The sequence below is a fragment of the Jatrophihabitans fulvus genome, from assembly GCF_054781375.1.
The window spans coordinates 1,418,370-1,437,701 of record NZ_BAAGUN010000001.1; the positions used below are offsets into that span (position 1 = coordinate 1,418,370).

At 72.8% G+C, this 19,332-nt stretch carries 16 protein-coding genes; 8 read left to right on the forward strand and 8 right to left on the reverse strand.

Annotated elements, in window-relative coordinates; translation table 11 throughout:
* Positions 1-277: 277 nt before the first annotated feature.
* From ACYVP9_RS06975 to ACYVP9_RS06995, 5 genes are all read right to left on the reverse strand, one after another.
* Positions 278-565 (reverse strand): FeoC-like transcriptional regulator, encoded by a 288-nt coding sequence (locus ACYVP9_RS06975; RefSeq protein ID WP_460603976.1) that lies wholly within the window; start codon positions 563-565, stop codon positions 278-280.
* Complete coding sequence (feoB, locus tag ACYVP9_RS06980) at positions 562-2,559, reverse strand: ferrous iron transporter B (protein ID WP_460603977.1); 1,998 nt, start codon at positions 2,557-2,559, stop codon at positions 562-564. Before feoB ends, ACYVP9_RS06975 begins: the two co-directional genes overlap by 4 nt.
* Entirely contained in the window at positions 2,556-2,831 is a 276-nt protein-coding gene (locus ACYVP9_RS06985) for a FeoA family protein (protein WP_460604314.1), read from the reverse strand. The genes feoB and ACYVP9_RS06985 overlap by 4 nt, the downstream gene beginning before the upstream one ends.
* Before the next feature lie 74 nt (positions 2,832-2,905).
* Positions 2,906-3,436: an AMIN-like domain-containing (lipo)protein gene (locus ACYVP9_RS06990; protein WP_460603978.1), complete on the reverse strand. Its 531-nt coding sequence runs from the start codon at positions 3,434-3,436 to the stop codon at positions 2,906-2,908.
* 102 nt (positions 3,437-3,538) lie between these two features.
* Positions 3,539-4,975, reverse strand: coding sequence for a threonine/serine exporter family protein (locus ACYVP9_RS06995; RefSeq protein WP_460603979.1), 1,437 nt, complete (start codon positions 4,973-4,975; stop codon positions 3,539-3,541).
* 121 nt (positions 4,976-5,096) lie between these two features.
* Between ACYVP9_RS06995 and ACYVP9_RS07000 the strand changes: the two genes are divergently transcribed.
* The 3 genes from ACYVP9_RS07000 to ACYVP9_RS07010 all read left to right on the forward strand — a co-directional run bounded on the left by ACYVP9_RS07000 (position 5,097) and on the right by ACYVP9_RS07010 (position 10,783).
* Positions 5,097-6,551, forward strand: a complete 1,455-nt coding sequence (locus ACYVP9_RS07000; protein ID WP_460603980.1) for an MFS transporter — start codon at positions 5,097-5,099, stop codon at positions 6,549-6,551.
* Between the two features lie 306 nt (positions 6,552-6,857).
* Positions 6,858-8,264, forward strand: coding sequence for a serine/threonine-protein kinase (locus ACYVP9_RS07005; protein ID WP_460603981.1), 1,407 nt, complete (start codon positions 6,858-6,860; stop codon positions 8,262-8,264).
* Positions 8,261-10,783 carry a DEAD/DEAH box helicase gene (locus ACYVP9_RS07010; protein WP_460603982.1) on the forward strand — a complete coding sequence of 841 codons (2,523 nt, stop codon included), beginning with the start codon at positions 8,261-8,263 and terminating at the stop codon, positions 10,781-10,783. Before ACYVP9_RS07005 ends, ACYVP9_RS07010 begins: the two co-directional genes overlap by 4 nt.
* Before the next feature lie 49 nt (positions 10,784-10,832).
* Here ACYVP9_RS07010 and ACYVP9_RS07015 read toward each other — a convergent pair whose 3' ends face one another.
* The gene (locus ACYVP9_RS07015) at positions 10,833-11,276 is read right to left on the reverse strand and encodes a GNAT family N-acetyltransferase (RefSeq protein WP_460603983.1); all 444 of its coding nucleotides are present in this window, start codon (positions 11,274-11,276) and stop codon (positions 10,833-10,835) included.
* A gap of 14 nt (positions 11,277-11,290) precedes the next feature.
* Entirely contained in the window at positions 11,291-12,352 is a 1,062-nt protein-coding gene (locus tag ACYVP9_RS07020; protein ID WP_460603984.1) for an aldo/keto reductase, read from the reverse strand.
* 62 nt (positions 12,353-12,414) lie between these two features.
* On the opposite strand from ACYVP9_RS07020, the gene ACYVP9_RS07025 reads away from it, so the two are divergent.
* The 3 genes from ACYVP9_RS07025 to ACYVP9_RS07035 all read left to right on the forward strand — a co-directional run bounded on the left by ACYVP9_RS07025 (position 12,415) and on the right by ACYVP9_RS07035 (position 15,375).
* Positions 12,415-12,924, forward strand: coding sequence for a hypothetical protein (locus tag ACYVP9_RS07025; protein WP_460603985.1), 510 nt, complete (start codon positions 12,415-12,417; stop codon positions 12,922-12,924).
* 99 nt (positions 12,925-13,023) lie between these two features.
* Positions 13,024-14,568, forward strand: a complete 1,545-nt coding sequence (locus ACYVP9_RS07030; protein ID WP_460603986.1) for a flavin-containing monooxygenase — start codon at positions 13,024-13,026, stop codon at positions 14,566-14,568.
* An 81-nt stretch (positions 14,569-14,649) separates the two neighbouring features.
* Complete coding sequence (locus tag ACYVP9_RS07035) at positions 14,650-15,375, forward strand: sensor domain-containing protein (RefSeq protein WP_460603987.1); 726 nt, start codon at positions 14,650-14,652, stop codon at positions 15,373-15,375.
* A gap of 21 nt (positions 15,376-15,396) precedes the next feature.
* Here the strand turns inward: ACYVP9_RS07035 and ACYVP9_RS07040 are convergent, their stop codons facing one another.
* Positions 15,397-17,193: a SpoIIE family protein phosphatase gene (locus tag ACYVP9_RS07040; protein WP_460603988.1), complete on the reverse strand. Its 1,797-nt coding sequence runs from the start codon at positions 17,191-17,193 to the stop codon at positions 15,397-15,399.
* Between the two features lie 233 nt (positions 17,194-17,426).
* Between ACYVP9_RS07040 and ACYVP9_RS07045 the strand changes: the two genes are divergently transcribed.
* Positions 17,427-17,846 (forward strand): PaaI family thioesterase, encoded by a 420-nt coding sequence (locus ACYVP9_RS07045; RefSeq protein WP_460604315.1) that lies wholly within the window; start codon positions 17,427-17,429, stop codon positions 17,844-17,846.
* Between the two features lie 99 nt (positions 17,847-17,945).
* Positions 17,946-19,241 carry a type II citrate synthase gene (locus ACYVP9_RS07050; RefSeq protein WP_460603989.1) on the forward strand — a complete coding sequence of 432 codons (1,296 nt, stop codon included), beginning with the start codon at positions 17,946-17,948 and terminating at the stop codon, positions 19,239-19,241.
* The last annotated feature ends 91 nt before the right edge of the window (positions 19,242-19,332 follow it).

The window sequence follows — 19,332 nt, forward strand, 5'->3', positions numbered from 1 at the left end:
TCGAGCGGCTTCGCCCCGGTTCGTCCCACGACTTTTCTTCGCCGGCCGTCCAGTGCTTGCGCGCATCGCAAGACGGATGTAATTTTCGTGTTAGGCAGTTCGGTGCTGGTATCGGGACTCTTCGACAGCATCGGCCACGGGCGTTCCGACGTCCGCGTCTGCGCGAACCCGTTGATCGGGGGAACAACGGAGATACCCGCCGCAGCCTGCCTCATGCTTCACCGCCCCGCTCGCGCTCCGCGAGCGGGGCGGTTCGCTGTCCGGGGCCGGTCGGGCGTCAGCGGCGGGTCGGCGACAGGGTGACGAGCACCGGACCCGTCCGCCCGGACGACGGCGCCGACGCGCCGCATCCCGGCGACGAGCCGTGACCCGGGGCGCACGACCCGCAGCCGCCGTCCGGACAACCGACGGTGAGCTCGCGCGCTTCGAGCCGTCCCATGCGTACGAGGTGTTCGATCGCGGCGTCGACGACGTCGCGGGACAACCCCGTCCGGGCGCAGACGTCGTGGCGCGACGCGGCACCCCCGGCGAACGCGTCGAGCACCGCGCGCAACGGGCTGCTCACGAGAACAGCCGTCCGAGCTGGAAGACGACGAGGCCCAGCGTCCAGGCGACGCACACCTGCAGCCCGATGCCGAACAGCGTCCACCGTCCGCCGATCTCGCGCCGCTGCGCCGCGACCGTCGCGACGCACGGCGTGTACGCGAGCAGGAAGACGAGGAAGGCGAACACCGCCGCCGTCGTCACCCCGCCGGACGACGCCGTGAACGCGTGGGTGATGTGCTGCTGCAACTGGTCGGGGGCGAGGCCGGAGCTCGGGTCGTCGGCGGCGTACGTCTGCGCCCACGACGAGACCACCGCCTCCTTGGCGACGAACCCGACGACGAGGGCACCCGCGGTGTGCCAGTCGCCGAAGCCGAGCGGGCCGAACACGTGCGCCACTCCCCCGGCCAGCAGCGCGAACAGCGAGTCGCCGGGCGGCACGTGACCGAAGGCGGCCTCACCGCGCACCGGGACCGCCTGCATCAGCCAGACGACCGACACGGTCACGACGATGATGCCGCCGGCGGTGGCGAGGAAGCCGCGCACGCGCAGCCACGTCTGCGAGGCGAGCAGCCGCGGCGACGGCCGCTGGTAGGCGGGCAGGTCGAGCACCAGCGGGTCGTTGCCGACCGTGCGCCACAGCGTCGACTTCAAGGCCAGACCGACGAGCACGACGAGCAGGATCGACACGACGTACATGCCGAAGACGACGGTGCCGGCGTGGTCGGGGAAGAACGTGGCTGCGACCAGCAGGTACACCGTGAGCCGGGCGCTGCACGACGTGAACGGCACCAGCAGCGCGGTCATGATGCGGTGCCGCGCGTCGGGCAGCACGCGGGTCGCGCCGATCGCCGGCACGTTGCACCCGAAGCCCACGACCAGCGGCAGGAACGCGCGGCCGGGCAGGCCGATCGCCCGCATCGCCCGGTCGGTGACGACGGCGGCCCGCGCCATGTAGCCGGAGTCCTCGAGCAGCGCCAGCAGCAGGAACATGATCGCCATCAGCGGCACGAACGTCAGGAGCATGCCGACGCCGGCGACGAGGCCGTCGACGACCATGCCGCTCACCCAGGTGCCGCCGAGGCCGATCGCGTCGAGGGCGTGCCGCGCGCCGTCGGTGACCGGGCCGCTGATCAGGGCGCCGAGCCCGTCCTGCAGCGGTGTCGCCAGCGTGGTGGTCGCCTGGAACACCAGCCACATCGACCCGAGGAACAGCAGCGGTCCGAGGACGGGCGCGGTGACCCAGCGGTCGACCCGGTCGGTGCGGGTGCGGCGCACGCCGCCGTCGCCGGTGACGGCGGCGCGGACGGCCGCGTCGATCCACGAGAACCGCTCGTCCGCGGCAGCGAGGTCGTCGTCCGCGTCGACGTCCCCCACCGCGCGGGCGTCGGGCGCGGGCCCGGTGAGCGAGCGTCCGACCGCGGCGGCGAGATCGTCGGTGCCGGTGCGACGGCGCGGGTCGACCGGCACCACGGGCACGCCCAGCACGGCCGCCAGCCGGTCGGCGTCGACGCCGAGGCCGTGTGACGCGGCGACGTCGCGCAGCGTCAGGGCGACCACGAGACGGCGGGACGCCTCGCGCAGCTGGGCCACGAGGTACAGCGAGCGCGCGAGGTGTGCGGCGTCGGCCACCACGACGGTGACGTCGGGGTCACCGTCCACCAGCAGGTCGCGGGTCAGCGCCTCGTCGGGAGAGGTGGGGTCGAGCGAGTAGGCGCCGGGCAGGTCGAGCAGCTCGCACTCGACGCCGGCGCAGGTCCACGACGTCCGGCCCACCTCGACGGTGCTGCCCGGCCAGTTGCCGACCGTGCGGTGCCCGCCGGTGAGGCCGTTGAACAGGGTCGACTTGCCGGAGTTCGGCGCGCCCACGAGCGCGACGCGCGGCGCCCCGGCATGCACGTGGCCGTCGTGCTCGTCGGTGCAGCAGGGCTTCTCGAGCAGAAGTCCGCGACGGGCGGACGGGTCGCCCGTCCGCGCCGAGGACCGTCCGAGACGGGCGGTGAGCGAACGGGTCATGCGGGGACGACGACCTCGATGCCGCGCAGCACCGTCCGGTCGAGGGCGAGGCGCGAGGTGCCGATCGCGACGGTGACGCCGCCGCCGGCCGAGCGGCCGAGCACCCTGATCTCGCTGCCGCGCCGGATGCCGAGTTCGGCGAGCCGGCGCGTGGGGACGTGGTCGGCGACGGAGCGGACGCGGGCGCGGGAGCCGGGCGCGAGCGCGTCGAGGGTGACCGCCCCCGGCGGCCCGGAGGGCGCCGGGACGGCGGGCCGCGCGCGGCGTGCCATCGGCGTCACGGACCCGAGGCTAGACCTCGCGGGAAAGGCATGCCTACCCTGCCCCGGCACCGTTCAGCGGGGTTTCAGTGCGGCACGTCGACCACGAGTCTGGTGGGGGCCCGCAGCGCGAACACCCGCGTGCACGACGCCCGGGACAGCCCGAGCCCCCACGACGTGACCGCCTCGAAGTCGCCGAGGCGACGTGCCTCGCGCAGTTGCGGGAAGCGCGGTCGCAGGTCGGTCGGCCCGCGGTAGCTGCCGATGCCGGACGCGCCGTGCATGACGAGCTTCGGCCCGGCGCGACCGCCGAGTACGACCCGCAGGTCGCTCGGGTCGAGCCAGAACACCGCGGACGACTTCGGCGTGAGCGTCCAGCGCGGCACGTGGGTGCCCCGGAACTGGACGACGAAGCGGTCGAAGCCGGCGTGACGACCCACCCTGACGTCCGTGATCGCGGCGAACCCACCGCCGGTGCCGCCGTGACGGGTTCCGCACCGGTACGCCGGCAGCGTGGCGCCGCGGGCGCCGTCCGAGGTCACGGTGACGACGGTCAGCACCGTGAGCAGCACGACCAGGATCGCGACCATCGCTCGCAGGGGTGAGAACAAGGGCATGACAGGCCTCCGCGTCGTCCGTCGTGGACGTCCCACGGTCGGCTGCCGGGGCCCCGCGCCCCCAGGGGCGGACGGCTCCCCGCGTCAGGGACCGGCGCGGGATCAGACCTCGTACGGCGGGCGCGTGTCGTCGCCGCGGCGGCGCAGCAGCGCGCGCCGGTAGAGCCGGGTGTTCTCCCAGCCCGGGTAGGTCGTCGGCCGCTGCGACGCGTCGGCGGGCGGGTCGGCCGGCTTGGGCCGGCGGACGGAGCGCACCGTCATCGGCCCGACGAGGCGCGGTCCGGCCAGGCGCTGCTCGAGGCGGCGGGCCTCCCGCTTGAGCGGCTGGGCGATGTACTCGCCCAGGATGACGCCCGAACTGAGCGCGATCGCCAGGGTGCCGGCGGTGAACAGCGCGACCAGCCCCGCGGCCGCGTCCTTGCCGATCACGGCCAGCCCCCGGTAGATCGACAGTCCCGGCAGCAGCGGCACCAGCGCCGAGGTGACGATGATGAGGGCGGGCACCCGGACCCGTCCGGCGGCGGTGAACGACACCAGGCCGATCACCAGGGCCGCGACGACCGACCCCATCGCGACACCGAACCCGGCGCGGTCGACGAGGAAGTACCCCGCCGCGGCCAGCGCCGCGATGAGTCCGATGGGCACGAGCGAGCGCAGCGGTGCGTACGAGGCGAAGGCGTACGACGCCGCTGCGATCGCCGCCCCCGACGCCATGAGCGGCAGCCCGGCGAATCCCGCCACCCCGCCGACCGTCTGGCCCAGCGGCGCCCCGGCGACCCGGGCGATCGTGAGCCCGACGCTGACGCCCGCGATGGCCCCGGCGGTGGCGATCACCGCCTCGAGCATGCGCGCGGCGCTGGTGAGCGGGAACCCGGTCAGCGCGTCCTGGATCGCGCCGAGGAAGCTGACCCCCGCCAGCAGCAGGATGATGCTGGCGGTGATCACCCGGCCCGGCGCGATCTCGAGACCGGTCTTGGCCACACCGGACGCGAGCAGGGTCGCGATCAGCCCGCCGGCCGTCTGGGAGTAGAAGACCGGCCAGCGCGCCTTGGCCATCACGAACTGGACGCGGTCGACGAGGCAGGCGGCGACGAAGGCGATGAGGACCATGATCGCGTTGCCGCCGAGCAGCATGCCGACCCCCGCGCCGAGACCGCCGAAGCCCAGCGTGACGGCCCAGCGCGGACGCGCGTGCCCCGTCGAGACGATGCGCTTGATGCGGGCGGTCGCCTCGTCACGATCGATGCGGCCGGACACGAGGTCGCGCACCAGGTGGTCGACGAGCGTGAGGTCCTCGTAGTCGACCTCGCGCTGCCGCACCTGGCGCACCTGCATGATCGCCGGCTCGTCCGGTGTCGGCTGGAAGCTCATCGCCAGCTCGGTGAAGGTCACGTCGGACGTGAAGCGGCGCAGACCGCAGGCCCGTCCGACGTTGTCCATCTGCGCGGCGACGTCCGACGCCCCGGCGCCGGAGGAGAGCAGCAGCTCGCCCACCCGCAGGGCGAGGTTCATCGTCTTGTAGACGTCGGCGGTGTCCACCCGGCCAGTGTTCCGCCCCGGCCGCGGGAGCGGCCAGCGGCCCCCGTCACGTCGGCGTTGCTGTTCCCGATCGCCGGAAATGGGTAGGTGGCTGCGAGAAATTCTCCGAGGAGGGACGCGCATGACGGTTCTCGAGCCAAGGGAACGTCCGAAGGACTGGACGGTCGACGACGTGGTCGTGACCGACCCGCCGGTGATCCGCAAGGCGATCGGTGCGGCGGCGATCGGCAACATCACCGAGTGGTACGACTTCGGCGTCTACGCGTACCTGACCGTGACGATGGAGCACCTGTTCTTCGACTCGCTCGGCGACGGGCTGGGCACCATCGCCACGTTCGGCACCTTCGCGGTGGCATTCCTCGTCCGCCCGTTCGGCGGGATGTTCTTCGGGCCGCTGGCCGACCGCATCGGACGCAACAAGGTCCTCGCCATCACCATGATCATGATGGCGCTCGGCACGTTCGCGATCGGCTGCCTGCCCACCGAGGCCCAGCTCGGCTTCTGGGCCCCGCTGCTGCTGCTGCTGTGCCGACTCGTCCAGGGCTTCTCGACGGGCGGCGAGTACGGCAACGCCATGACCTTCATCGCCGAGTACGCGCCCGACCGTCGCCGCGGCTTCCTGGGCAGCTTCCTCGAGTTCGGCACCTTCACCGGCTACCTCGGCGGCGCCATCGCCGGCACCGTCGTGCAGGAGGTGCTGACCGAGGACCAGCTCTACTCGTGGGGTTGGCGGCTGCCGTTCTTCCTCGCGCTGCCGCTCGGCGTCGCCGGCGTCTACCTGCGCTCCCGGCTCGCCGACACCCCGGCGTTCGCGGCGCTGGAGAAGGAGTCGGAGGAGAAGGAGAAGGAGCGGACGGCCGGCCGTGAGGCCAAGGCGCTCGCGGGCCTCTGGCCGTTCGTGCTCGTGTGCATGGGCCTGGTCATCGTCTGGAACGTCACCAACTACATGCTCACCTCCTACATGCCGACCTACGTCACCGAGACGGTTCCGGACAAGGAGGGCGGCGGGGTCTCGTCGCTGACGTCCAGTCTGCTGCAGATCGGCGTCATGGCCGTCGCGCTCGTGTGCATCCCGCTGGTCGGGAAGCTGTCCGACCGCATCGGCCGCAAGCCGCTGATCGTCGGCGGCTCGGTCGCGCTGATCGTGCTGGCCCTGCCGATGGTGCTGCTGATCCGGGCCGAGAGCGCGGTGTCGATCTTCCTCGGCTTCCTGCTCATGGGGCTGGCCCTCATCACGTTCAGCGCGACGATGCCCTCGACGCTGCCGGCGCTGTTCCCGACGAAGGTGCGCGGTGCCGGGCTGTCGGTGGCGTTCAACGTGGCCATCTCGCTGTTCGCCGGCACCACCTCGGTCGTCGTCGGCGCGCTCGTCGGGGCGACCGGTGACCTGAACTGGCCCGCCTACTACCTCATGGGCGCCGGGGTGATCGGGCTGATCGCGGTGTCGTTCCTGCAGGAACCGAACGGCCGCCGCATGTGGGGCTCGCCACCCGCGGCCGAGTCGCCCGAGGCCGCCCGGGAGCTGGTTTCGTCGGGAACCGGCGGGACCGCACGGGCGACCGCCGACCGCGCGTGACGGAGGCGGCCGGAGTGGTTGCCGTGGGTGACTGCACGCGTACGGCTGCTGTACGGCGCTGCCCATAGCGTGATCCGCACGGGGAGATCGTCGCGAGACCGGCGCGCGATCGGCACCCGGTCCGCCGGAGATCAGGTCTGCATCCGCGCCCGGATCGGGGGTCGGCCCTGGCGCGACCTCCCTCACCACGGGGGATGAGGGAGTGCGGCGTCGGCGCGTTCACACGTGCCGGCGCCGCGTCTCGCGAGACGGCCGGTCCACCGTGCCGGGCGTGCACGGCGACCCGTGTGGGTACGTTGTGAACCGATGTCCGACACCCCCGAACCCACCGCGGCCATGCCGCAGCGACCCGGCCCCGACCGCGTCGTCGGCGGTCGCTACGTGCTGCGCGAGATCGTCGGACGCGGCGGCATGGGCACCGTCTGGCGTGCGCACGATCCGGTGCTGCAGCGCGACGTCGCGGTCAAGACGTTCCAGCACGCGGCCGCCGCCGAGCACGACGCCGCCGCCCGGGCGACCGGCGAGGTCCGCCTGTTGGCCGGTCTGAGCCACCCCAACCTGGTCGCGGTCTACGACGCCCTCGGCGACGAACCGGACCGCTTCGACCACCTCGTCATGGAGCTCGTGCACGGCCGGTCGCTGCGCGATCGGCTCGACGAGGGGCCGTTGCCGCCCGCCGACACCGCCCGGCTGGGCGCCGAACTCGCCGCCGGCCTCGAGTACGTGCACGAGCGCGGCATCGTGCACCGCGACCTCAAACCCGCCAACGTGCTGCTCGAGACCACGAGCCGGGGCGATCACGCCAAGCTCGTCGACTTCGGCGTCGCCCGGCTCCTCGAAGGCGCCGCCCTGACCATGGCCGGTCACACCGTCGGCACCGCGAACTACCTCAGCCCCGAACAGGCGACCGGCAGCCACGTCGGCCCGCCCAGCGACGTCTACTCGCTGGGGCTCGTCCTGATCGAGTGCCTGACGGGCACGATGGTGTACCCGGGTCAGGGGGTCGCCGCCGCGTCGGCGCGGCTGCACCGGCCGGCGCTCGTGCCCGGCGGGCTCGACGCGCGTCTCGGCGCCGGCTGGCACGACCTGCTCGCCTCGATGACCGCCCTCGACCCGGCGGCGCGTCCCATGGCCGGTGCGGTCGCCGCCCGCTGCGCGGAGCTCGCCGCCGGCGACCCGGGCTCGGGACGCACCGAGATCATCACCACCGACGGTCCCGGCGAGCGCACGACCGTGCTTCCCGCGGCCGCGCCGCCCGGGGGCACGGCGGTCCTCCCGGCGGCAGGTGTCCGTCCGCCCGTCGGTGCCGGACCGCTGCCTCCCGGCGTGCCGGTCCCGCTCGCGCCGCCCGCCGACCGCCGCCGCCGCCGGCTGGTCCCCGCGTTGCTGTTCGGCGTGCTCGGCGTGGCGGCCCTCGCCGTCGTCCTCGGCCTGACCCTCGGCGGCAGCAGCGAGGACGGCTCCCCCGCAGGGCCGTCGCGGGCACCGACGACGTCGTCCGCCGGGAGCACCTCGTCCACCCCGCCGCCGTCGCGCACGACGTCGAGCGCGCCGAGCAGCACCCGCGCGTCGTCGAGCGCCACGGCACGCTCGACCACCGCTCGGCCGGCGCCGCGGCAGCCGCAGCCACCTGCCGGTCCCGGCGGCAAGAAGGACAAGCCCGGCGGTAAGGGCGGCGGCAAGAAGGACAAGGGCCCGGGCAAGCGGCCGTGACCGCGCCCACCCTGACCGCGCTGCTGCCCGACCCGTCCGACCGCACCCCGGGCGACGCCGACGCCGACGAGCTGTACGCGGCGTTCGCCGGCTGGGTGGGCGGGCAGGGCATCGCGCTCTACCCGGCGCAGGACGAGGCGGTGCTCGAGCTGGTCACCGGGGCGAACGTCGTGCTCGCGACTCCGACCGGGTCGGGCAAGTCACTGGTCGCGGTCGCCGCCCACTTCTTCGCGATGGCGCGCGGGCAGCGCTCGGTCTACGTCGCGCCGATCAAGGCGCTGGTCAGCGAGAAGTTCTTCGCGCTGTGCGATGTGTTCGGCTCCGCCAACGTCGGCATGATGACCGGTGACGCCGCCGTCAACGCCGACGCCCCCGTGCTCTGCGGCACCGCCGAGGTGCTCGCGAACATCGCGCTGCGCACGGGCTCGGGCAGCGATCTCGAGGTGGTCGTGCTCGACGAGTTCCACTTCTACGCCGATCCCGACCGCGGTTGGGCGTGGCAGGTGCCGCTGCTCGAGCTCACGCGCGCGCAGTTCCTGCTGATGTCGGCGACGCTCGGTGACACCACCGATCTCGCCGCCGACCTGACCCGCCGCACCGGACGGGAGACCACGACGGTCGCCGGGGCCGAACGTCCGGTGCCGTTGCACCACTACTACGAGACCACGCCGCTGCACGAGACGATCAGCGACCTGCTCGCGTCCGACCGCGCGCCGATCTACGTCGTGCACTTCACCCAGGCGGCGGCGCTCGAACACGCGCAGGCACTGACCAGCATCAACGTCGCCACCCGCGCCGAGCGCGACCGCATCGCCGAGACCATCGGCGGTTTCCGGTTCACGGCCGGGTTCGGCAAGGTGCTGTCCAGGTTGGTGCGCCACGGCATCGGGGTGCATCACGCCGGCATGCTCCCGAAGTACCGCCGACTGGTCGAGCAGCTCGCCCAGGCCGGTCTGCTCAAGGTCATCTGCGGCACCGACACCCTCGGCGTCGGCATCAACGTGCCGATCCGCACCGTCGTTTTCTCGGGATTGAGCAAATTCGACGGCGAGCGGCAGCGCCAGTTGCAGGTGCGCGAGTTCCACCAGATCGCCGGTCGGGCGGGACGCGCCGGGTTCGACACCGCGGGCACCGTCGTCGTGCAGGCACCCGAGCACGAGGTCGAGAACACGAAGCTGGTGGCGAAAGCCGGCGACGACCCGAAGAAGCTGCGGCGCATCGTCCGCAAGAAGCCGCCCGAGGGTTTCGTCTCGTGGGGCAAGAACACGCACGAGCGGCTGCAGACCGCCGAACCGGAGGCGCTCACGCCGCGCTTCGAGGTCACGCCCGCGATGGTGCTCAACGTGATCGCCCGTCCGGGCAATGCGTTCGAGGCGATGCGGGACCTCATCCGCCACAACCACACGACGCCGGCGCAGCAGCGCCAGCAGGTGAAGGCGGCCATCAGGGCATACCGCGCCCTGCTCGCCGCCGGGGTGATCGAGCGGTTGCCGCAGCCGGACGACGAGGGCCGGGTGGTGCGGCTGACGTCCGACCTGCCCCTGAACTTCGCGCTGAACCAGCCCCTGTCGACCTTCGCGCTCGCGGCCCTGGACCTGCTCGACCCCGAGTCGGACACCTACGCCCTCGACGTGGTGTCGGTCTACGAGGCCACTCTCGAGGACCCACGCCAGGTGGTGCGGGCGCAGCAGAACCTCGCCCGGGGCGAGGCCGTCGCGCAGCTCAAGGCCGACGGCGTCGAGTACGAGGAGCGCATGGAGCTGCTCGCCGACGTCACCCACCCCAAGCCGCTGCGCGAGCTGCTCGAAGGTGCGTTCGGCATCTACCGGCGGACCCACCCGTGGCTCAGCGACGACGACCTGCGCCCGAAGTCCGTGGTGCGCGACATGTGGGAACGCGCCATGACGTTCACCGAGTACGTGTCGTTCTACGGGCTCTCGCGCAGCGAGGGACTGCTGTTGCGCTACCTGACCGACGCCTACCGCGCGCTGCGCTCGTCGGTGCCCGACGCCGCGGTCGCCGAGGGCTTCACCGACGTGGTCGAGTGGCTCGGCGCGGTCGTGCGGCAGACCGACTCGAGCCTGCTCGACGAATGGGAGGCGCTCGCCGCGGGCGACGTCACCGCCGCGGGCGAGGTCGAGGTGCGCCGGCCCGCCTCCCTCACCGAGAACGTGCGGGCGTTCACGGTGCTGGTGCGCAACGCGATGTTCCGCCGCGTCGAACTGGCCGCGTTGCGGCGCACGGACCAGCTCACGTCCCTCGACCCGGACGTCGACTGGGAGGCCGCCCTGGACGGGTACTTCGCCGAGTACGACCGCATCGGCACGGGCGCCGACGCCCGCAGTCCGCGGCTGCTGCACGTCGATCGGCAACCGGGTGTGTGGCACGTCCGGCAGGTCTTCGACGACCCCGAGGGCGACCGCGACTGGGGCGTCGGCGCCGACGTCGACCTCGTCGCGAGCGACGAGGCGGGCGAACCGGTGCTCACCGTCACCGCGGTCGGGCCGTTCGCGTCCTGATCGTCGCTCGGTTCGGCGTCCGGCGCCGGTCGACGGCGATCCGCGGAGATCAGTCGTCGGCGACGGTGCGCACCAGGCGGACGGTGGCGCCGTCGAGGGTGGGCACCCGGCGGTAGCCGATGTGCTCGAGGAATCGCGTCGCGCCGGTCTGCGCCACGGGCAGGACACCCGACACCACCGTGAGCCCGGCCTCCCGGGCGCGCTCCTCCAGCTGGTGCACGAGCGCCGCCCCGACGCCGAGCCGGCGGCAGTCGGGACGCACGTAGACGTCCCCCAGCTCCGCCTCGGCGGGGCCGAGCCGCTGCAGACCCCCGCAGCCCACGGCGGTGCCGTCCGCCGAGCGTGCGACGAGGAACAGCACGAGCGGGTCGCAGCGCTCCGGGAGCTCGTGCTCGGGACCCGCGGCGGCGAGCTCGGCCGCCAGCGCCTCGCGCAGCACGTCGCTGTCGGGCGCGTCCCAGGGTTCCTCCAGGACGGAGACGACGAGGGTCACGGGGGCCTCCCGGTCTACAGGTACGGCTCGAGCAGGACGCGGTCGGCGGTGCCGAGCCGCTCGGCGGCGGTGTTGCGCTGGTGCCAGTACGGGTAGAGCAGCGGCGGCCGGCTGACCTGCTCGAGGCGCGCGATCTCGTCGGCGGTCAGCCGCAGCTCGACCGAGGCGAGGTTGTCGGCCAGCTGCTTCTCGTCGCGCGCGCCCACGATCAGGGACGTGACGGCCGGACGGGTCAGCAGCCAGGCCAGCGCCACCTGGGCGGCCGACACCCGGTGGGCCTTGCCGACGTCCTTGAGGACGTCGATGGTGGCGAACAACCGGTCGGGGTGGTCGATCGGGGGCTCGTCCCACTCGGACGCCAGACGCGAGCCCTTCGGCGACTTGAGGGTGCCGTCCTTGCCGCGGCTGTACTTGCCCGACAGCAGCCCGCCGGCCAGCGGGCTCCACACCAGCACGCCGAGGCCCTGGTCGACGGCGGCCGGCAGCAGCTCGTTCTCGGCGTCGCGCGCCTGCAGCGAGTAGTAGATCTGCTCGCTGGCGAAGCGCGGCAGCGCGAGCCGCTCGGCGGTGCCGAGGGCCTTGAGCAGGTGCCACCCGCTGTAGTTGCTGACCCCGACGTAGCGGACCTTGCCCTGCTCGACGAGGGTCTGCAGCGCGCCGAGGGTCTCCTCGACCGGCGTCTGGCCGTCCCACTCGTGCACCTGGTACAGGTCGATGTGGTCGGTGCCGAGCCGTCGCAGCGAGGCCTCGCAGCCGCGGATCACATGGTGGCGCGACAGGCCCGCGTCGTTCGGGCCCCCGCCCATCGGGAAGCGAACCTTGGTGGCGACCAGCCAGTCGTCCCGGGACGAGCCCAGCGCCTCGCCCACGATCTCCTCGGACCGGCCGTCGGAGTAGATGTCGGCGGTGTCGATGAGATTGACCCCGTGATCACGGCAGAGGTCGAGCTGGCGGCGGGCCTGCTTGACGTCGCCGTTGCCCACGGCCGCGAAGGTGCCGCCACCGCCGAACCCCATGGTGCCGAGGGTCAGGGTCGAGACGCGCAGGCCGCTGCGGCCGAGCTGGCGGTAGTCCATGGGTGATGTCTACCCGGCCTCCGGGGCGTCTAGGCCGAGGCCCACCGGGGAACGCTGCAGCCATGAACCGTTTCTCGGCCACGACACGGTCGCAGGCCACCGTCCTCGCCCCGCGTGAGGACATCTGGGCGGTGCTGACCGACCCCGAGATGCTGCCCCGGCTCACCCCGCTGCTCGAACGCATCGACGCCGACGGCGAGCTGTGGACCTGGCGGATGAAGCAGATCAAGGCGCTCGGCGTCGGCATCAGCCCGTCCTTCACCGAGCGGATGGTGTTCGACGAGCCGTCGCGCATCGACTACCACCACGCACCGCGGCCCGGCGCGCACGAGCGCACCGGCGCCGAGGGCTGGTACGCGCTCGACGAGGTCGACACCGACGACGGTCCCGGCACGCTGCTCGACGTCAGCCTGAGCCTCACCGTCGAGCTGCCGCTGCCACGCTCGGCCGGCCCGGCCGTCCGCAAGGTCATGGCGTCGACGATCGGCCGCACCGGCGACCGCTTCTCCGCCAACCTGCTGCGCCACCTGGGCGCCCGCCAGCTCGGCCCGTCCCACGTCGCCACCCGCTGAGCGACGGCGCCGACCGTCGACCACGGCGCAGCGGCCGTCGCGACGCCCGGTCGCGAGATGTCCGGTACCGTCCGTCACAGGTACACGACTGGAGGCACCGTGACGTCCGCCCGCCCGACCTCGTCCCGCCCGTCGCCCGGCCCCGCCGGCTCCCCCGAATTCGACGTCCTCGTCGTCGGCGCCGGCATCTCCGGCATCTCGATGGCCTGCCATCTCGAGCGGGAACGGCCCGGCACGTCGTACGCCGTCATCGAGCGACGGCAGAACATCGGCGGCACCTGGGACCTGTTCCGCTACCCCGGCATCAGGTCCGACTCGGACATGTCGACGTTCGCGTTCGGCTTCCGCCCGTGGCGCAGCCCCCGCATCCTCGCCGACGGCACCTCCATCCGCGACTACCTCGCCGAGACCGCCGAGGAGTACGGCGTCCGGGAACGCATCCGGTTCGGCCTCAAGGTGACGTCCGCCGACTTCGACACGCACGCCGGGTTCTGGACGGTCACCGTCGAGGACGAGGCGGCGGGTACGACCAGCGAGATCACCGCGCGGTTCGTCGTCGCCGGCACCGGCTACTACGACTACGACCGTGGCTACCGCCCCGACTTCCCCGGCGAGGAGCGTTTCCAGGGCACCCTCGTCCACCCGCAGCACTGGCCCGAGGACCTCGACCACACCGGCAAGCGGGTCGTCATCATCGGCAGCGGCGCGACCGCCGTCACGCTCGTGCCCGCGATGGCGGACGCCGCCGAGCACGTGACGATGCTGCAGCGCTCGCCCACCTACATCCTGTCGCTGCCGGTCGTCGACCAGGTCACGGCGGGCCTGAGCAAGGTGCTGCCCGACGCGTTCGTCTACCGCACCACCCGACTGCGCAACATCGCGATGCAGCGCGCCATCTACGGGCTGGCCCGGCACGCCCCGGGCGTCGTGAAGGACATCGTCCGGCGCGGGGTGAAAGGGCAGCTGCGCGACACCGGCGATCTTGCCGACTTCACGCCGTCGTACGAGCCGTGGGACCAGCGCATGTGCTTCGTCCCGGACGGCGACCTGTTCGCCGCCATCCGCTCGGGCACGGCGGAGGTGGTCACCGACCGCATCGAGACGTTCACCGAGACCGGCATCCGGCTCGAGTCCGGACGCGAGCTCGAGGCCGACATCGTGGTCACCGCGACCGGCCTGCAGGTGCAACTGCTCGGCGGTGCCGACCTCTCCGTCGACGGCGAGGCCGTCGCCCTCAACGAGCGGCTCACCTACAAGGGCGTGATGATCGAGGGTGTGCCGAACGCGGCGATGATCTTCGGGTACATCAACGCGTCCTGGACGCTCAAGGCCGACCTGTCGTCCCACTGGGTGTGCCGGCTGCTCGAGCACATGGAGCGGCACGGGTACGACCAGGTGGTCGTGCACGCCGACGACGACCAGCGCACCGACTCCTCGATGATGAGCGCGCTCAACGCCGGCTACGTGAAGCGGGGGAACGGGGTGCTGCCCCGGCAGGGCCGCAGCGGGCCCTGGCGGGTCACCAACGACTTCGTGCGCGACGCGCTCGCGCTGCGGCGGGGTGCCGTCGACGACGGCACGCTGGAGTTCGCCACCACGTCGGTCGACGAGCGTCCCGCGCGCCGCAGCCGCGCGTCCGCCTGACCCACGGGAGGGGCGGGGTCCACCCGCGATGGTGGACCCAGCCCCACTGCGCGGACGCCGTTCCCGCAGCACGCTCGGTGCATGACCAGCTACGCACCCTCGCAGCACCGTCCCGGGACACCGCAAGTCCCCACCCGTCCGGCCGGCCCGCTCGTCCTGCGGCTGTGGGTGACCGCCCGCGCGGCCGCCTTCGTCGTCACCTCGATGATCGGGGTCGCGCTCCTGCCGCTGTGGCTGACCCTCCTGGCCGTCTCGCCGCTCACCCTCGTGGTGCCGCTTGCGGTGGGCGCGACCGCGCTGGTGCGTGCGTACGCCGACGCGAACCGCCACGCGGCCGGACGGATGCGCGGTGAGGTCGTGTCCCGGCCCTACCGTCCGGCCGGCCCGGGATTGTTCGGACGGCACCTGGCCGCCGTGCGCGACCCCGCGTCGTGGCGGGACGCGCTCTGGATGTCGGTGCACGCGGTCGTCGGGTTCTTCACCGCGACGCTCACCGTCACGCTGGCGCTCGCGACCCTGTTCTGGGCGGTGTTCCCGTTCCTGTACGCCGTGACGCCGCAGGCGGCGTTCGGCCGCTTCCTCGGCTTCGTGACGATCCACTCGGTGGCACAGTCGTTCGTCGTCGTGCCGCTCGCGGCCGTGGCCCTCGCGCTGTGGTGGGTGCTCGCGGTGCCGCTGGCCCGGGCGGACGCCGCCGTCACCGCCCGGCTGCTCGGCCCCCGCCGGGTGTGGCCCGACGGGGCTGCTCCGGTCGGCGCTGCCGCTCGGCCCACGGCGCCCGTGCCGCCCGTGCCGTCCGTGCCGTGACGCCGCGGGGCCGAGCCGGCGTCACCGGTCGACCGTGCCTTCTGTGCCTCCCGTGCCTCCCGTGCCTCCCGTGCCGCCCGCGCCGTCGGGCAGCACGCGCGCGGCGAGCACGGCGGCGTCGTCCTCGGCCGGACCCACGTGCAGCATCGTGCCGATCACGACGTCGACGAGTTCCTGCAACGGCAGGTGCACCTGCTGCGCGAGCAGGTCGGTGAGCAGCGCGACACCGGCGTCGACCCCGCCGGGGCGCAGCTCGACGAGGCCGTCGGTGAACAGCAGCAACGTCTCGTCCGGGGCGATGGTGTCGACGTGATCGCGCCGGCTGCACCCGGGCCGCGCGCCGAGCATGGGGTCGACATCGGCGGTGCAGCCCAGCATCCGGCTGGTGCCGTCGGGCGCGAGCACGACCGGGGCGGGATGGCCGGCGTTCGACCATCGCACCGTCCGCAGGCCCGGGCCGCCGGAGACGGTGGCGAGGAAGGCGGTGGCAAGGGCGTCGAGACCGAGGTCGTCGGCCGCCTGGTCGAGGCGGGTCAGCAGCTGCGACGGCGGCGCGTCGCCCTCCCAGACGAACCCGCGCAGCATGCTGCGCAGCTGTCCCATCGTGGCGGCCGCCGCGGTGTCGTGGCCCACCACGTCGCCGACGGTGAGCGTCACGCTGCCGTCGGGCCGGACGACGGCGTCGTGCCAGTCGCCCCCCACCTGGTCCTGCGCGGCGGCGGCACGGTGCCGGGCGGCGAGCTGCAGGCCGGGCGCGGACGGCAGCCGGGTCAGCATGGCGTTCTGCAACGTGGTCGCGACGTCGACGCGTTCGGCGAGCAGCTGCGCCCGTTGCACCGCCTGCGCGGTGTAGGCGCCGAGCGCGCGCAGGATCGTCCGGTCGGCGTCGTCCGGGGACCCCTGCTGCGGCCAGACGGCCACCAGGCAGCCGAGCACCCGTCCGGCGGTGATCAACGGCACCATCGCCCGCGCCTCGCCGTCGTCGGTGTAGCGGCGTACCGCCAGGCCGGGGAACTCCGCGTCGTGGTCGGCGATCGTGGTGTGGAACAGGGTCCGGCCGGTCGAGATGGCGCGGCCGACGGGATTGTCGCCGTCGACGGGCAGCACCGCGTTGTTCAGCGCCTGCACCCACGGCCGGGACGGGTTCTCGACGTAGGTCGCGCGGGCGCCGTCGACGATCCACAGCCCGGCGTGCAGCGCGCCCAACTCGGTCAGGGCGATCGTGTGCAGCACCTGCGCGACCTCGGGCAGCGTGGTGGTCGCGGCGAGCTGTTCGCTCAGCGACAGCAACGCCCGGGCGATGCGGCCGTCGGCCACCGCCTGCTGCTCGCTGCGCTGGGCCGCGACCCGGGCGCGGCGCTGCTCGACCTCGGCGGCGCACGACGCGGCGATGTCGAGCATGGTCTGCTCGGCGTCGGGCCCCCACTCACGGACCTCGCGGTCGAAGGCCAGGGCGACCCCGATGACGGCGCCGCCGGAATCGAGCAGCGGGACCCCCGCGTAGCGGTGCATGCCGTGCTCGCGGACCGACGGCGCGTCCCTGGCACGCGGGTCGAGCGCGGCGTCCGCCAGCAGGATCGGGCGTCCGTCCTGGATCACGTGCCACGACAACGAGCCCGCCACGGGAGCGACGCTGCCCGGCGCCCACGGCCGGGGCAGGCCGTAGGTGCCGGCGAACGTCGCCTCACCGTCCTCGACGAGGCTCACGAGGGCCATGTCGGTGCCGAGGGCGTGGTGCAACATCCGGGCGTACCGGTTGAGCGTCTCGTCCTCCGTGACCGCGGACGGGGGGACGCCGGGAATCGACGAAGCGGTCATGTCGGGGGCTGGCAGGCCTTTCCGGTCGGTCGTCCGGATCTTTCGACCCGGACGGGGTGTCGACCCGCGGTTCGGTCGTGCGGTCGTCGATCGTAGCCCTGTCGGGCCCGTCCCCGGGGTCCGTCCCGGCGCCCGCGCGTCGGACCGGCGCGGCTAGGTTCGAACCCATGGCCAGCACCGACAGCACCGGCGAGCAGGTCACTCCCGCCATGTCTCCCGGCATGTCTCCCGGCATGTCTCCCGCCATGACGTCCGCCGTCACCTCGGGGATGGTCGGCACGCTCGGGATGGAGTTCCTCGAGGGCTCCCCCGACCGCGTGGTGCTCACCTGGACGGTCGACGACCGGCACCGGCAGCCCTACGGCATCGTCCACGGCGGCACCTACTGCACCGCGATCGAGACGGCGGCCAGCGTCGGCGCCGCGCTGTGGTTCGGCGAACGCGGCAGGGTCGTCGGCGTGTCCAACCAGACCGATTTCCTGCGTGCCGTCACCGAGGGACGGCTGACCGCGACCGGCACGCCGCTGCACCGCGGCCGCAGCCAGCAGCTGTGGCTCGTCGAGATCCACGACGACGCCGGGCGCCTCGTCGCGCGCGGCCAGGTGCGGCTGCAGAACCTCGAGAACCGCCCCGCCGATTCCGCGGCGGGCTGAACCACCTGGGTGAGCATCGCGCCACTGCCGAACGTCCACCGGGGACAGGCCCATCGGCAGTGGGTAGGTTCGCGACAGGACCGTGTTGGAAGGGGAACCATGACCGACAGCAAGCCGGCGGTATTCACCGACGCCTCGGGACAGACCCTCGAGCTGCCCGTGCACGACGCCGTCGAGGGCGCCTCCGGCGCCGACATCGGCAAGCTGCTCTCGACCACGGGTCTGGTGACCTACGACCCCGGGTTCGCGAACACGGCGTCGTGCTCGTCCGAGATCACCTACATCGACGGCGACGCGGGCATCCTGCGCTACCGCGGGTACCCGATCGACCAGCTGGCCGAGCACTCGACGTTCCTCGAGACCAGCTACCTGCTCATCCACGGCGAGCTGCCGTCGGCCGACGAGCTCGCCAGGTTCGAGAACAACATCCGGCGGCACACGCTGCTGCACGAGGACCTCAAGAACTTCTTCGACGGCTTCCCGTCCGACGCGCACCCGATGCCGGTGCTGTCGTCCGCGGTGTCGGCGCTGTCGACCTTCTACCAGGACTCGCTCGACCCGTTCGACGCCGAGGACGTCGAGCTGTCGACGCACCGCCTGCTGGCCAAGCTGCCCACCATCGCCGCCTACGCCTACAAGAAGAGCGTGGGGCAGCCGTTCCTCTACCCCGACAACTCGCTCGGCCTCGTCGAGAACTTCCTGCGCATGACGTTCGGCTTCCCGGCCGAGCCCTACGAGGTCGACCCGGTCGTCGCCCGCGCGCTCGACCGGCTGTTCATCCTGCACGCCGATCACGAGCAGAACTGCTCCACCTCGACCGTCCGCCTCGTCGGCTCGTCGCACGCGAACCTCTTCGCCTCGATCTCCGCCGGCATCAACGCGCTGTTCGGGCCGTTGCACGGCGGCGCGAACCAGTCGGTGCTCGAGATGCTGCAGGACATCAAGGCCTCGGGCGGTGACGTCGGCGAGTTCGTCCGCAAGGTGAAGAACAAGGAGGACGGCGTCAAGCTCATGGGCTTCGGCCACCGGGTCTACAAGAACTACGACCCGCGCGCGGCCATCGTGAAGAAGTCCGCCGACGAGGTGCTGTCGGCCATGGGCAAGCGCGACGACCTGCTCGACATCGCCATGGAGCTCGAGTCGCACGCCCTCGAGGACGATTACTTCGTCGAGCGCAAGCTCTACCCGAACGTCGACTTCTACACCGGCCTCATCTACCGCGCGATGGGCTTCCCGACGCGCATGTTCACGGTGCTGTTCGCGATCGGCCGGCTGCCCGGCTGGATCGCCCAGTGGAACGAGATGATCAACGACAAGACGACCCGCATCGGACGCCCGCGGCAGGTCTACACCGGCGCCACCGAGCGTGACTACGTGGCCGTCGAGAAGCGCTGATCGCGCGCACCGGGTACACCCGGCAAGTGGCGGTGGTCGTCGTCGTCAGTGACCGGCGACACCTGATCCGGGTGGTCTGAAACCGCCCGCG

Excerpts from the sequence above, each read along its gene's own strand:
- ACYVP9_RS07040 (WP_460603988.1), bottom strand. The coding sequence starts at position 17,193 with ATGACCGCTTCGTCGATTCCCGGCGTCCCCCCGTCCGCGGTCACGGAG.
- feoB (WP_460603977.1), bottom strand. The coding sequence starts at position 2,559 with ATGACCCGTTCGCTCACCGCCCGTCTCGGACGGTCCTCGGCGCGGACG.
- ACYVP9_RS06985 (WP_460604314.1), bottom strand. The coding sequence starts at position 2,831 with ATGGCACGCCGCGCGCGGCCCGCCGTCCCGGCGCCCTCCGGGCCGCCG.
- ACYVP9_RS07045 (WP_460604315.1), top strand. The coding sequence starts at position 17,427 with ATGTCTCCCGCCATGACGTCCGCCGTCACCTCGGGGATGGTCGGCACG.
- ACYVP9_RS07025 (WP_460603985.1), top strand. The coding sequence starts at position 12,415 with ATGAACCGTTTCTCGGCCACGACACGGTCGCAGGCCACCGTCCTCGCC.
- ACYVP9_RS07035 (WP_460603987.1), top strand. The coding sequence starts at position 14,650 with ATGACCAGCTACGCACCCTCGCAGCACCGTCCCGGGACACCGCAAGTC.
- ACYVP9_RS07005 (WP_460603981.1), top strand. The coding sequence starts at position 6,858 with ATGTCCGACACCCCCGAACCCACCGCGGCCATGCCGCAGCGACCCGGC.
- ACYVP9_RS07050 (WP_460603989.1), top strand. The coding sequence starts at position 17,946 with ATGACCGACAGCAAGCCGGCGGTATTCACCGACGCCTCGGGACAGACC.
- ACYVP9_RS07000 (WP_460603980.1), top strand. The coding sequence starts at position 5,097 with ATGACGGTTCTCGAGCCAAGGGAACGTCCGAAGGACTGGACGGTCGAC.
- ACYVP9_RS06990 (WP_460603978.1), bottom strand. The coding sequence starts at position 3,436 with ATGCCCTTGTTCTCACCCCTGCGAGCGATGGTCGCGATCCTGGTCGTG.
- ACYVP9_RS07020 (WP_460603984.1), bottom strand. The coding sequence starts at position 12,352 with ATGGACTACCGCCAGCTCGGCCGCAGCGGCCTGCGCGTCTCGACCCTG.